Genomic DNA, 13,085 nt, shown 5'->3' on the forward strand with positions numbered 1-13,085 from the left:
ACTCTTAAAACCTTCTTAAGCGTGTAGGAGGGGGCTATGGCGGAATTATTTTGGGAAAACCTTGCCCTTCTCTTGGCAGAAAAAGAGATGAGCTGGGCTGAGTTGACACGGCAGATGTTTGCGGGCAGTTACCAGTACCCCAGCGAGTTCAATCGGCTCTATCAGAAAATCAGGCACTACAAGTCCACCTGTCAAATGCCTCAGACTAAGTGGGTGGAAAAAATGGTGCTGGTCTTGGAGGTGGACTATGAAGACCTATTTAGACGCTAGAATTTGGAACATTTTTGCTCTCTATCTCTACCAGTATGTGAATACTATTTTAGTATCTCTGTATTTAGGAGACCAGCTATTCTTGTGGGAAGTCCTTGTTTGTCAGCTCCTTTACTTGGCGAGTCTAATCTGGCTCTTAAAGAAGTTTCCACGGTCTATCACTGCTCAGTCTCGGCTCAGTCTCGGCTCACTTGGTTGGTGGCTTGTCTAGGCTCTATGTTTCTGATGTCAGTCCTTGTCGGGATTCTATGGCCAGTCACTTCCACCAATCAAACGAGCCTTATATCTGTACAAAGCCAGCTCCCTTTAGCTGTCTTTATCCTCTTTCTAACCAATGCCAGTCTGGTTGAAGAGTTGGTTTACCGTGGCTACCTCTGGTCACTCTTTCCAAAGCCTTACCAATCCTTACTGGTAACCAGTCTTGTTTTTGCCTTGGCTCATCAACCAGATAGCTTAGGCAGTTGGCTAGTTTACGGCTGTTTAGGATTGGGCTTGGGGGTCATGCGACAAAAGACGGACCTAGTAGGGGCGACAGGTCTCCATCTGGTGTGGAATGGCTTGGTGCTACTAACTACTTTTCTGTGATAAAAAAGGCGAGGGGACTGGTTTAAGATAAGCCTATCCCACAACGGAAGGAGCAGCTATGTCGAGTGAACAACAGGAACGCCAAGCCCTTCAGTATTTAGAGCGAAGTAGTCTCTTAACGCTGAGAACCCTGCTTAAGATTCTGGACTGGTCTGTCAAACGTGGCCTTCATCAAGAAACAGCCTATAAAATTGGCCTTCAAACTCTGGCAGATTTGGTCAAGACCCCGTTTGCCATTGATGGCATTGACTTAAAAACAGAACTCTTAGATAAGCCCGTGGATGTCGAGAAGTTAAAAGAGCTGTTGGCTAAGGACAATTTGCCTTTGGCGATCGCTTTTCAAGATGACTACCTCTATTTTTACACCAAGGACAGATCCTTGCTGGATACCCACCTAGACACCCTCCTAAAAGAACTGGTCAATGATGCAGACAAGCTCAAGGGCTTGGTGACGGACAAGACCTTAGATGAGGAAATTGCTTTAGCCAAGGAAGATATTGTCCTGAGTGATGAGTCTAGCGTCAAAACGAAAGAGATGGTGCTGTGATGTCTAAAGCAAGAATAATTGTTTTTGTCATGATGGGGCTAGCTCTAGGCTATGTCTGCCATCGTCTGAGCCTCCTCTATGATGAGATGAGCCATCTGCCTGTCTTTGATAGGTGGGCTTATCTCTTGATGGAAGGTCAAAATGTTTTTTCTGATAAGCCTTGGAATTTTCACTTTACTTTTCGCTCTAGCCTTTGGTTTCTGTTTGGTCTTGGTGCGATGGGCTTGATCTACCTCTACACGACTTCAGGAGCCAAGGTTTACCGAGAGGGGCAGGAATATGGGTCAGCTCGCTTTGGTATAAAACAAGAGAGTCAGGCCTTCGCAAGTAAAAATCCCTTTTCAGATACCATACTGGCTAAGACCGTTCGGCTTACTCTTCTGGAGAAGAAACGACCTAAGTTTGACCGCAATAAAAACTTGGTTGTCATCGGTGGGTCAGGTTCAGGCAAGACTTTTCGCTTTGTCAAGCCCAATCTGATTCAAGCTAACTGTTCCAATATTGTGGTTGACCCCAAGGACCATCTGCCTCAAAAGACAGGAAAGTTCTTCCTGAAAGTAGGCTACCAGATAAAGATTTTAGACTTGGTATCCATGATGACCAGCAATGGCTTCAATCCCTTTCGCTATGTGGAAACCGAGAATGATTTGAACCGTATGCTGACGGTGTACTTCAATAACACCAAGGGCAATGGGTCACGCAGCGATCCCTTCTGGGATGAGGCGTCGATGACCTTGGTTCGTGCCATCGCTTCTTACCTGGTTGATTTTTACAACCCACCCAAGACCAGAGCACAGCTGATGGAAGAGGCTCGCCTGTCCAAGAAAGAGAGGCAAGCTCTACAGGCTAAGGAGAAACAAGACTTGGAGAGTCGTCGTAATCGAGGGCGTTACCCATCTTTTGCGGAAATTTCCAAGTTGATTAAACTCCTTCATAAGGCGGACGGGGCTGAAAAGAGTGTCCTAGAGGTCATGTTTGAGCGGTATGCCAAGACTTATGGCACAGAAAACTTCACCATGCGAAACTGGGCAGATTTTCAGAACTACAAGGACAAGACCTTGGATTCAGTTATTGCAGTCACAACTGCTAAATTTGCCCTCTTTAATATCCAGTCGGTCATTGATTTGACAAAAACTGATACCATGGACATCAAAAGTTGGGGAATCCAAAAAACGATGGTCTACTTAGTTATTCCAGACAATGATTCTACCTTTCGCTTCTTGTCAGCCCTCTTTTTCTCGACGGTCTTTTCCACCTTGACTAGACAGGCTGACGTGGCATTTAAGGGCAAGCTTCCTATTCACGTGCGGGCTTATCTGGACGAGTTTGCGAACGGTGTGACACGTTCTACGCCCAAAGCGGTAGGAATAACCGACAAAAGCGTAGCCTAAAGTCACAAATAATTTAATAATGTGGTTTTAGAGAACTGCATAACTGAAATCTCAAATGATGGGGTAACGCCCTGAAGGGGATTCGCTAATACTCCGAATAGCGTTGGTCGGATACAGACGACTAAGGTTATAAGCTCGGGAAAGTCGTGCGAAGCACACCCTAAAGTAGAAATACTAGGAAAGATACCTAGAGGTAGGTGTTGTGTGTGACAGTGCGGGCGGGGTTATCATATGGTTAGAATGACCAAATAGGCGGTCTGACAAAATTCCGAATGTACGGCTCTAAACGAATGGCTGGTAGAAATGCCAGTGTACCAGTGGGTACGCAAGTGGGGTAAAGTAAAAGTTGTTAGTATGAAATACCCTCTGTGTTTACAGGACACAGGTATCTTGAGAAAAGTCTTGAAGATAATACTTGCAGGGCTAAAGGAATGACCTAAGTGGTAACAATCCTAAGTTATGTGGAACGTGGAAAGCAACCAATACGGGAGCTTACTGTATCAGCGACAAAGAACCGTAGTTGTATCGAAAATGAAAGGGTAGAAAGAGCCTTTTCTATAATAAGTGCATTAGTGGTTGTGAGAGTAGTGGCACAGTACCGTTGAAGCCGTGATAATAAGCGGTGGAGGGATAGCCACAAGCCGATACTAAACTTTCTTTCATGTCTATATAGTAATCACCAAAAGGAGATTTTCATAGCTGTCGTGGTGCGACTAAGAAAAAATCATTCTCCGATAAGGAGTTGGTTACTATGGCAAAATGAATTGTAAATAAAGCAGAACGAAATGCAGAAAGGTATGATGCTAAAGAAATAGGTTATCAGCTTTATGAAGATAGCCTAAACGGTAAGAGATTTGATAGGCTCATGCCAATGATAGTCTCTGAACAAAACATCATACTTGCATATCGAAATATCTGCAAAAATAACGGGAGTAAAACTCCTGGTACAGATGGTAAAACGATTGTAGAAATACAGAAATTACCTATCGAAATGGTCATAAAAACCATCAGAAACAAGTTGAACTACTATCAACCAAAGAAAGTCAAACGAGTAGAAATTCCGAAAGATAACGGAAAAGCAAGACCTCTTGGTATTCCGAGCATTTGGGATAGATTAATACAACAGTGTGTCTTACAGGTACTAGAGCCAATCTGTGAAGCTAAATTTCATGAACGGAATAATGGTTTCAGACCATATAGGTCTACGCAAAACGCAATAGCACAGTGCTATAAAATGGCACAGATACAAAATCTGCACTTTGTTGTAGATGTAGACATTACAGGATTCTTTGATAATATTGACCACTCAAAACTTATCCGTCAGTTATGGGGATTGGGAGTACAGGACAGAAAGCTGATTATGATAATCAAGCAAATGTTAAAAGCGGATATTCTGTTCAAAGATATCGTCATCACACCAGAAACAGGTACACCTCAAGGTGGTATTCTATCTCCGCTACTAGCTAATGTAGTGTTGAATGAACTGGACTGGTGGGTTGCTAATCAGTGGGAAATGTTCAAAATCAAAGAGGGAAGTACAGGCTACGAGTTTACAAAGGTTGATAATGAGGGAAACATACTCACAATAGACCGAACGCAGAAATGGAACAAGCTCAGAGCAAAAACAAGATTGAAAGAAATGTATATTACTAGATATGCAGATGACTTCAAGATTTTTTGCAGAGATTATGCGACAGCTGTCAAGGTAATGCAGGCTACGAAGCTATGGTTGGCTGAAAATCTGCATTTGCGGACAAGTGATGAAAAATCAGGAATTACCAACCTTAGAAAGAACTACACGACTTTTCTTGGCATAAAATTCAAAGTAGTACCAAAAGGGAATAAATGGATTATTCGTTCCCATATGGCAGATAAGAGTAAAGTCAAGGTTATCAGTAAACTGGGTTCTGTTTGGAAAGATATTAAAAACCCAAGCAAACAAAGTGAATTAGATAAAAATATAAGTCTTTACAACGCTATGGTCATGGGAATGCACAATTATTACTGTATGGCAACGCTTGTGTCATCCGACTTTGCGGAAATAGCCTTTAAGGTTACAGGGAAAAGCAACGGAATGAATCATAATAAACGATGCTTTCCCATAGAGAAACAAGGTGAAATTACAAGCAAATACATCTTGGATAAGTACGGAAAGTCCAAACAATGTAGATGGATAAATGGTCGTATGATTGTTCCTGTCGGATATGTATCTTATGAATATCCAAAATATAAAAGACGTGAAGTTAACAAATATGTGAGGAAATACTCAGACGCTGAAAACTGTATCAGCTTTGAAGTTATGAAGTATATGATGGAAAATGCTCATCTCTATCCTACATTAGAGATGGCAGATAATGCTCTTTCAAGGTATATAGCACAAAAAGGCAAATGTGCTGTTACGCATAATGCTTTGACCATTGTGGATATGGTCTGTGAACACATCAAGCCTTGCAAAGGAGAAAGAAACGATACTTACAGGAATTTAATTATTCTCTCAAAAGAAGTATCGGATTTGGTAGGAGAAGAAAATAGCAGTGAAGTAAGTAAGCTACTCAAAAACCTAACATTGACCAAAGAAATGCAAGATAAAATCAATAGGCTTCGTGAACACAGGGAGCTAGAAATGATACAATTCGAAGACTATATAGGCACTAAAAAGTAAGATTTAGTCGGTGGAACGCCGTGTGATGGGAAACTATCACGCACGGTGTGGAGCGGGGGAAAAGCCCGAGGTGGCAACACCAGAGGCTTACCTATCGCTATTCGGCGAGATTCCAGACTTTGCGGAATTGACCTCCACCGTTCGCTCCCGAAATATCAGCCTTGTCCCTATCTTACAAAACATTGCCCAGCTTCAAGGCCTCTACAAAGAAAAAGATGCCTGGAAGACCATCTTGGGTAACTGTGACAGCCTACTTTATCTGGGAGGCAATGACGAGGAGACCTTTAAGTTTATGTCGGCGCTCTTAGGGAAACAAACCATTGATGTCAGAAACACCAGTCGGTCCTTTGGACAAACAGGGTCTGGTTCTCTTAGCCATCAAAAGATTGCCCGTGACCTGATGACACCAGACGAAGTTGGCAACATGGATCGAGGGGATTGCTTGGTCAGAATTGCCAATACCCCTGCCTTTTATGCCAAGAAGTATGACCCCGTTAAGCACCCCAACTGGCAGTATTTGGCAGATGAGGAAGGGGACGACTGGTGGTGGGAGCCAGACCTTGCCTTGACAGGAGAACCACCGCTTGATTTAAGGGGACACCGAGTGAGAAACCTGAGTCAAGACCTTCGCTTTACCGCAACACTAAAATAGAAATGAGGAAAACAGATGATACAAAAACTACCAAACCTAACCTATGGGGTTGATGCCAGCTCCATGTTTGCCCAGGCCATGTCCCTGCTTCAAAAAGGGCTGGTAGCGACAGGAGCCTTTCTTGTCGTGATTGGGGTCATTAACCTAGCGACCAACATCAAAGACGGTGGACCAGGTGTCCGTAATGCCATCTTGGAAATTGTCGGTGGGGTGATGGTCGGAGCTGCTGGGGTCTTTGTGACCCAGATTACCATTTAAGAAGGAGACCAGCAATGTGATGAATAACTTATTCCCTCAGCTAGTTTTTCTGGTCTCAGAAAAAGTCTCCTCAGATAACCTCTTTGAGGGCTTCTCCTTAGATTTGGAATCGACTGCTGATTTGGTCAAATCCCTATCAGACTATAATCCAACCGTCTGGTCTTACATGACAGCCGTCACCGAGCAGGTCATGCGTCCGATTGGCGTGGCTATCTTAGCCCTTATCTTAATCTTGGAGTTTTCAAAATTAGCCAAGAAGATTGCCAGCTCTGGTGGCGCCATGACCATTGAGGCGATTGCCCCGATGATCGTTAGTTTTATTATGGTTGGTGTAGTGATGGCTAATACCACGGTGATTGTGGAAGCCATTTTGGGCTTAGCTGGCCATGCCCTCTCCCGAATTGCAGGCGTAGTTGCCCAAGGTGGTCAAACTTATGACACCCTATCAGGTCTAAAAGGGTCTGGCACCGTCGGGAAAATGATTATTGCCTTTTTTGCCCTCTTGATTTGGCTGGTTAGAATGGCTAGTGCCGCTATGGTTAATCTCATGGTGACCATTCGTTTTATTCAGCTCTATCTCATGCTTCCCTTTGCCCCAATTACTCTCCCAACTTTTTTGAGTGATGAGTGGCGGGGAGTGGGCATTGGCTACCTGAAAAATATTATGGTCTATGGTGTTCAGGGTATTCTCATCTTCTTGATTGTATCCCTCATGCCGCTCTTTGAATCGGCTGGAAAAATTGCGGTCGCAAACGGAGCAGGAGATGGTGAGGCTCTCGTCATCATGTTTGGGAGTTTTGTCCAAGCCATCCTGCTTATCATTGCCCTTGTTGGCTCTCAACGCACAGCCAGAAGTATTTTAGGGATGTAGGACGACCTTGTTCCAGCTTAACACGATAACGGAGTAGAGGGTCTGCTCCGTTTTTGTCAATCATATCTTAGTTATGGAGGATTATTGAATGAATACCCGTGTCTTTAAGGACATTTCAAAATACCAGCACCGAGCTTGGTTAGGATTTACCACACGGCAGGTCATTTTTGTCTTGCCAGCTTTAGCGATAACCATTCTAGTCCTAGGACTCAATCTCTTTTTTTGGCAGTTTGGGGACTGGTTTGTCTATGGTTTTACAGGGAGTTTTACCCTTCCCTTGCTTCTATTTGGGGTCTATCGCCCCAATCACCTAGCCTTTGAACACTACCTGCATTACCGACTACGGTTTGCCCTTACTGTACCTGTACGTGCCCTAACTGGAAAGGAAAATACCCATGCGAAAACAACGAAACCCATTAACGAACTCCAAGCTCTCTGTGACTGATAAAAAACGCCAAAAGGCCTTGCGTCAAGAACTTCAACCAACAACCGTCAACACTATCGCTTATCAAGGATTGTTTGAGAATGGCCTCATGCAAGTCACACCTGACTATTATTCCCAAAGCTATCTTTTGGGTGATGTCAATTACCAGACCGTTGGGCTGGAGGAGCGAGCGCTTATTGTGGACAAGTATTCGGACATGATTAACGCCTTAGATGACCGCACCCATTTTCAGCTAACCCTCTTTAATCAACGGGTCAACCTGGATAAGTTCCGTTCAAGTGTGCTTTATCCCCTACATGATGATGGCTACAACCATTTCCGTGAGGAACTGAACCAGATGATGAACCAGAATTTGGACAATGGTGAAAACAATTTTAACACTATCAAATTGATAACCTTTGGGCGGACGGATACCTCAACCAAACAAGCTCATCGCTCCTTATCCCAAGTTGGTGAGTACGTCAAAAATGGTTTGGCTGAAATTGACTGTACCTTCCATCTCCTAGAGGGAGAAGCTAGGGTCAATTACCTTGCGGATATGCTTCGAGGGGACAATCACTTACCGTTTAGCTATAAGGATTTGGCTCTATCAGGTCTAACGACCAAGCATTTCATTGCGCCACAAAGCATGTCCTTTAAGCACAAGGACTATCTGGCTATTGACGACCGTTATTTACAGGTGGTCTATGTCAGGGACTATGGGACAGAGTTAGGGGACGGTTTTATCCGTGACCTCATGCAGACAGATAGGGAACTCATCATCAGTTTTCATGCCCAAGGGTCGCAAAAGTCAGAAGCTATGTCCAAGGTTAGAACCAAGAAGACCTTGATGGAATCTCAGAAAATCGGTGAGCAACAAAAGATGGCTCGCTCAGGCATCTATTTGGAAAAGGCTAGTCATGTTCTAGAAACCACCATTGATGAAGCGGATGACCTTCTAACTACCATGACCAAGACAGGGGATAAACTCTTTGAGACCGTCTTTCTGATTGGACTGTTAGAAGATAGTCCAGAGGCTCTCAAGGAAGCTTTTAACGATATGAAACAGGTCGCTGGCTCTCATGACCTGATTATTGAGCCCTTGCCTTATATGCAGGAAGCCGCCTTTAATAGCCTTCTCCCTCTTGGGAAAAACTTTCTTCAAGGCATTTCTCGCAGCCTCTTGACCTCCAATATCGCCGTGCAATCTCCTTGGACCTCGGTGGATTTGCAGGACAAGGGTGGAAAATATTATGGCATTAACCAGATTTCAAACAACATTATCACCATTGACCGCAAGGCTCTCAATACCCCGTCTGGTCTTATCCTAGGGACATCGGGGGCAGGTAAGGGCATGGGAACCAAGCATGAAATCACCACCACTAGGCTCAAAGAAGTCGATGACAAGACAGATATTATCGTGGTAGACCCAGAAAATGAGTATGGTCTGATTGGTCAAGCCTTTGATGGGGAAAGCATCATTATTGCACCAGATAGCCAGACCTTTCTGAATGTCTTAGACTTATCTAGTCATGGCTTTGATGAAGACCCTGTCAAGCTCAAGTCAGAGTTTCTTTTGTCTTGGATTGGCAAGCTCTTAGACCGCCAGATGGATGGTCGAGAGAAGTCGATTATTGACCGAGTGACGCGGTTGACCTACCAACATTTCCTAGAGCCAACCTTAGAAGAGTGGGTCTTTGTCTTATCCAAGCAACCTGAACCAGAAGCAGGTAATCTGGCTCTTGATATGGAACTTTATGTTAAGGGGTCTCTGGATATGTTTGCCCACAAGACCAACGTGACAACTGATAAGTCCTTTGTCATTTACAATGTCAAAAAACTAGGAGAGGCCCTAAAGCCCATTGCCCTTATGGTAATCTTTGAACAAATCTGGAATCGGGTGGTCAGAAACCAACAACTGGGGAAAACCACTTGGATTTACTTTGATGAGATGCAGCTTCTATTGTTAGATGAATACGCCAGTAATTTCTTTTTCAAGCTCTGGAGCCGGGTGCGGAAGTACGGGGCCATTCCAACGGGTATTACCCAAAACGTGGAAACCCTCTTGATGGATGCCAATGGGCGACGGATTTTGGCCAATAGTGAGTTTATGATTCTGCTCAAACAGGCCAAGAATGACCGAGAAGAATTAGTTCATCTGCTTGGTTTGTCTAAGGAATTGGAGAAATACCTGGTCAATCCCGAGCGTGGAGCAGGTCTTATTAAGGCTGGTCACACGGTTGTGCCTTTCAAGAACCGGATTCCAGCCGATACCCAGCTCTTTGACCTGATGAGCACGGACCCCGATAAGATGGTTCAGGTAAAGCGGGAGGACGAGTAGGATGGCTGTCACCAAGAAAGAACTGAAGCGCGCAAGGCTCACGAGGAAAAGCAATCTCAGACAGGGCAGACACACCTATCGCCTCAAACGACAGGAAGCAAGGCAAAACTTGATTTCTCAGTCAGGTAGACGAGGCCTTCTCTTTCATCGCCTGGTGTCGTCTAACTCTCCAGCACAAGTGGCTTATCAGGAAACTCTCTCTAGTGCTAAGAAAGAGTTTGACGACCTCAAAGAAGAGGAAGACAAGCGGTTTGATAGCCTCTTATCCTCCGCCAATCCTTATGACCTATCCCATCGAGAATTAAAGCATCATCGTTTACCCAAGGCTAAGGCCAGACACAAGCAGGCTAGGCAACACTTGAAAAACATCAAGGAGGAAGAAAAGGCTAAGGATAAGAAAAAAGCATCTGTCCAAGTAGATGATGCCAAACGCTCTCGTTTTTTCTACCAAGCCAAGTCTATTGAGCGTTTGCAGGCTGAACAGGAAGTCTCTCAAAGCAAACGAGAGCTGAAACAGGTTAAGACAGTCACCAAGCACAAGTCACCCACGAACAAGGTCAAACGTGCAAGTAAACTGATTGGGCGAGAAGCCCTCTATCTAGCCAGTCAAGAGGACGACTTATCAGGGGCTAGGGAGATAGTGGATACCACTTATCAGGTGGCACGCTATACGAAAGCAGGCATTGAGACAGGCAAAGCAACGGTCAAGCTCTCACAAGCCAGTACACGGTTTATGGTCAGACGGGCTAGAAATACTAAAGAACGTTACCAAAACTGGCGTTCTGGAAAAGGGTGGCGGTTGACGAAGCAAGATGAGAAGGTCCTTTATCGTCTCAAACGGCAAGTCGCAAGACGAGCCCACCAGACTAGACAAGTTGGTAGGGTTTTGCAAAGTTTCATCTCCAGTTTCAAACAGGCTTTTATGGCCTTGGTGGGCAATCCTGTCACCGGGATTGTTTCTGGTCTCTTATGTTTTCTGCTTCTAATGATGTCTTTCTTTTTAGGCTTTGCCAGTCAGACCCTTATCCAACAAGATGAGTTTGAATTAACCAAAGCCTATACTCATATGACTTGGGAGGATGCGGAACAGACCCGAACCAGCGAAAAGGGGATTACCTACTACACCAAGATAGATGAGGTCATGGCTTATATGAATAGCCAGTTTCAGGATTATGCCTTAGAAGATAGGATAAGTGTCTTGCCACCCTCTAGCACTTATAAAGATTACCTATCCACGCTCTGGCAGGACTTAAATGGTGGAGATAGCCTTAAAACCATGGTAGAGCTTTATGATAAGCCGCCTTATCAATTGTCTAAAGAGGAACAAGATGACCTCAAAGAACTGTCAGAGGGAGGTGTCTATGCCAGTATGCAGGAACTTGGGAATCCTTTTGAGGGCAAGACGGAAGATGATGTCTTGCCTATGACCTATCGCTATGGCTACTATCATTTGGACGGTAAGCCCACCATGCAAGAGTTTATTATCCTTGAAGCAAAGGAAAATCAAGCGGTTCTCGCCCCTCTTGATGGGACGATTCATCTGGATGGTGATGATGTCGTTATTACCGCTGGTAAAAAGGTCAGTTCAGTCTCTTTGCGTTTTTATGGCATTCACACAGGTCGCTTGGTTGAGGGGCAAAGAGTCGTTGCGGGTGATAGAATTGGTCAGACCAAGACTAACACAGGTCTTAAAGTCTCCTATGAGAAATATGACCCAGACCAAAAGAAATTAGTTGCAGTCAATCCTGCCTTTTACTTTCCCAAGGTGGTTCAGGTTCAAACCACCATCTTACCCAATATCGGACAATTTGGAGGAGATGAATTTGAGCGAGCTAAGGCCATTTACACCTACCTCAAGGCCAAAGGAGCGACCAATCAGGCTATCGCAGCCATCTTAGGCAACTGGTCGGTTGAATCAGCTATCAATCCAAAACGGGCAGAAGGAGATTACCTGAGCCCACCTGTTGGGGCAAGCGATAGCTCATGGGACGACCCTAACTGGCTGGCGATGGGAGGCCCTGCCATCTATAACGGAGGCTATCCCAATATTCTTCGTCGAGGCCTTGGTCTAGGGCAATGGACGGACACCGCAGACGGGTCACGTCGCCACACCTTGCTTCTGGAGTACGCCAAGAGAAAGGGCAAGCCCTGGTATGATTTAGAGCTTCAGTTGAACTTTATGCTTGAGGGGGACAATCCCTATTACACCAACTGGCTTAACGGTTTTTTCCAGAATACGGGCAGTCCAGCCAGCCTAGCTCAGGTCTTTCTGACCTATTGGGAGGGCAATAGTGGTGATAAGCTCTTGGAACGCCAAACCAGAGCTGCTGAGTGGTACTATCAGATTGAAAAGGGCTTTAGTCAACCAAATGGTGGGACAGCCCAGAGTGACCCAGCTGCCCTAGAAGCTGTTAGAGGAAACCTTTTTGACAATTCTATCCCTGGTGGTGGGGACGGTATGGGTTATGCCTATGGTCAATGCACTTGGGGTGTGGCTGCTCGCATTAACCAGCTTGGTCTCAAGCTCAAAGGACGAAATGGTGAGAAAATCCCCATCACAAGTGTCATGGGGAATGGTCAAGATTGGGTGGGTTCTGCATCAGCTTTAGGAGGTGAGACGGGTTCAATACCTCAAGCAGGGGCTATTATCTCCTTTGCGGGAGGCAGTCACGGCACACCTATTCCTTACGGTCATGTGGCATTTGTCGAGAAAGTCTACCCAGATGGCTCGTTTCTCATCTCAGAAACCAACGTCAATGGCAACCCAAACTACACCTTCCGAAAAATCAGTGGACCAGACGCAGCTATGAGTTTTGCTTATACGGTGAAATAATCAACGATTTGACAAATCACTATTCCTGAGTTAGAATTAAAATAATAGCACTCCAGTTGTTCCCTGATACAAAACAACTGAAGTCATTTTTGGTTAATTGTATGATTTAATAATCGTCTAGCTTGAAATAGTATTAAATATAGTGTATAATGATGGTGTAGATGAGTGGTCGGCTCATGGTCAATCTGATAGTAATCCTGAACATAAGGGTCAGGCGGTGGCAGGCACCAGAATGAAACCTGATAAAAATC

The 13,085-nt window shown here is 44.7% G+C and carries 10 protein-coding genes and 2 pseudogenes; all 12 read left to right on the forward strand.

Annotation, left to right across the window (positions count from 1 at the left end):
- Nucleotides 1-36 precede the first annotated feature (36 nt).
- Complete coding sequence (locus tag ACERC7_RS07220; protein WP_043026288.1) at nucleotides 37-270, forward strand: hypothetical protein; 234 nt, start codon at nucleotides 37-39, stop codon at nucleotides 268-270.
- A complete protein-coding gene (locus ACERC7_RS07225; RefSeq protein ID WP_373666564.1) occupies nucleotides 248-481 on the forward strand; it encodes a hypothetical protein in 234 nt (77 codons plus the stop codon). The genes ACERC7_RS07220 and ACERC7_RS07225 overlap by 23 nt, the downstream gene beginning before the upstream one ends.
- Before the next feature lie 14 nt (nucleotides 482-495).
- Complete coding sequence (locus ACERC7_RS07230) at nucleotides 496-855, forward strand: lysostaphin resistance A-like protein (protein WP_373666565.1); 360 nt, start codon at nucleotides 496-498, stop codon at nucleotides 853-855.
- A gap of 58 nt (nucleotides 856-913) precedes the next feature.
- Nucleotides 914-1,402, forward strand: a complete 489-nt coding sequence (locus ACERC7_RS07235; RefSeq protein ID WP_373666566.1) for a hypothetical protein — start codon at nucleotides 914-916, stop codon at nucleotides 1,400-1,402.
- Nucleotides 1,402-2,736: pseudogene (locus ACERC7_RS07240) on the forward strand (VirD4-like conjugal transfer protein, CD1115 family); the annotation flags it as partial. The gene ACERC7_RS07235 and the pseudogene ACERC7_RS07240, both read left to right, overlap by 1 nt.
- 922 nt (nucleotides 2,737-3,658) lie before the next feature.
- The gene (ltrA, locus tag ACERC7_RS07245) at nucleotides 3,659-5,455 is read left to right on the forward strand and encodes a group II intron reverse transcriptase/maturase (protein ID WP_373666567.1); all 1,797 of its coding nucleotides are present in this window, start codon (nucleotides 3,659-3,661) and stop codon (nucleotides 5,453-5,455) included.
- Between the two features lie 85 nt (nucleotides 5,456-5,540).
- Nucleotides 5,541-6,107, forward strand: a pseudogene (locus ACERC7_RS07250) (type IV secretory system conjugative DNA transfer family protein); the annotation flags it as partial.
- 15 nt (nucleotides 6,108-6,122) lie between these two features.
- Nucleotides 6,123-6,365 carry a hypothetical protein gene (locus tag ACERC7_RS07255; RefSeq protein ID WP_373666568.1) on the forward strand — a complete coding sequence of 81 codons (243 nt, stop codon included), beginning with the start codon at nucleotides 6,123-6,125 and terminating at the stop codon, nucleotides 6,363-6,365.
- Nucleotides 6,366-6,384: 19 nt separating this feature from the next.
- Complete coding sequence (locus tag ACERC7_RS07260) at nucleotides 6,385-7,236, forward strand: type IV secretion system protein (RefSeq protein WP_373666569.1); 852 nt, start codon at nucleotides 6,385-6,387, stop codon at nucleotides 7,234-7,236.
- Between the two features lie 88 nt (nucleotides 7,237-7,324).
- On the forward strand, nucleotides 7,325-7,681 hold the full coding sequence (locus ACERC7_RS07265) for a PrgI family protein (protein WP_373666570.1): 357 nt from the start codon (nucleotides 7,325-7,327) through the stop codon (nucleotides 7,679-7,681).
- Complete coding sequence (locus tag ACERC7_RS07270; protein ID WP_373666571.1) at nucleotides 7,632-10,001, forward strand: VirB4-like conjugal transfer ATPase, CD1110 family; 2,370 nt, start codon at nucleotides 7,632-7,634, stop codon at nucleotides 9,999-10,001. The genes ACERC7_RS07265 and ACERC7_RS07270 overlap by 50 nt, the downstream gene beginning before the upstream one ends.
- A 1-nt stretch (nucleotide 10,002) precedes the next feature.
- Complete coding sequence (locus ACERC7_RS07275) at nucleotides 10,003-12,834, forward strand: phage tail tip lysozyme (RefSeq protein ID WP_373666572.1); 2,832 nt, start codon at nucleotides 10,003-10,005, stop codon at nucleotides 12,832-12,834.
- Nucleotides 12,835-13,085: the final 251 nt, after the last annotated feature.

Source organism: Streptococcus sp. E17BB, assembly GCF_041807725.1.
GTDB lineage: Bacteria > Bacillota > Bacilli > Lactobacillales > Streptococcaceae > Streptococcus > Streptococcus entericus.

Bases quoted from the DNA above. Each gene is read 5' to 3' on its own strand.
- ltrA (WP_373666567.1), top strand. From the start codon at position 3,659: ATGCCAATGATAGTCTCTGAACAAAACATCATACTTGCATATCGAAAT.
- ACERC7_RS07255 (WP_373666568.1), top strand. From the start codon at position 6,123: ATGATACAAAAACTACCAAACCTAACCTATGGGGTTGATGCCAGCTCC.
- ACERC7_RS07270 (WP_373666571.1), top strand. From the start codon at position 7,632: ATGCGAAAACAACGAAACCCATTAACGAACTCCAAGCTCTCTGTGACT.
- ACERC7_RS07230 (WP_373666565.1), top strand. From the start codon at position 496: ATGTCAGTCCTTGTCGGGATTCTATGGCCAGTCACTTCCACCAATCAA.
- ACERC7_RS07220 (WP_043026288.1), top strand. From the start codon at position 37: ATGGCGGAATTATTTTGGGAAAACCTTGCCCTTCTCTTGGCAGAAAAA.
- ACERC7_RS07275 (WP_373666572.1), top strand. From the start codon at position 10,003: ATGGCTGTCACCAAGAAAGAACTGAAGCGCGCAAGGCTCACGAGGAAA.
- ACERC7_RS07260 (WP_373666569.1), top strand. From the start codon at position 6,385: ATGAATAACTTATTCCCTCAGCTAGTTTTTCTGGTCTCAGAAAAAGTC.
- ACERC7_RS07235 (WP_373666566.1), top strand. From the start codon at position 914: ATGTCGAGTGAACAACAGGAACGCCAAGCCCTTCAGTATTTAGAGCGA.
- ACERC7_RS07225 (WP_373666564.1), top strand. From the start codon at position 248: ATGAAGACCTATTTAGACGCTAGAATTTGGAACATTTTTGCTCTCTAT.
- ACERC7_RS07265 (WP_373666570.1), top strand. From the start codon at position 7,325: ATGAATACCCGTGTCTTTAAGGACATTTCAAAATACCAGCACCGAGCT.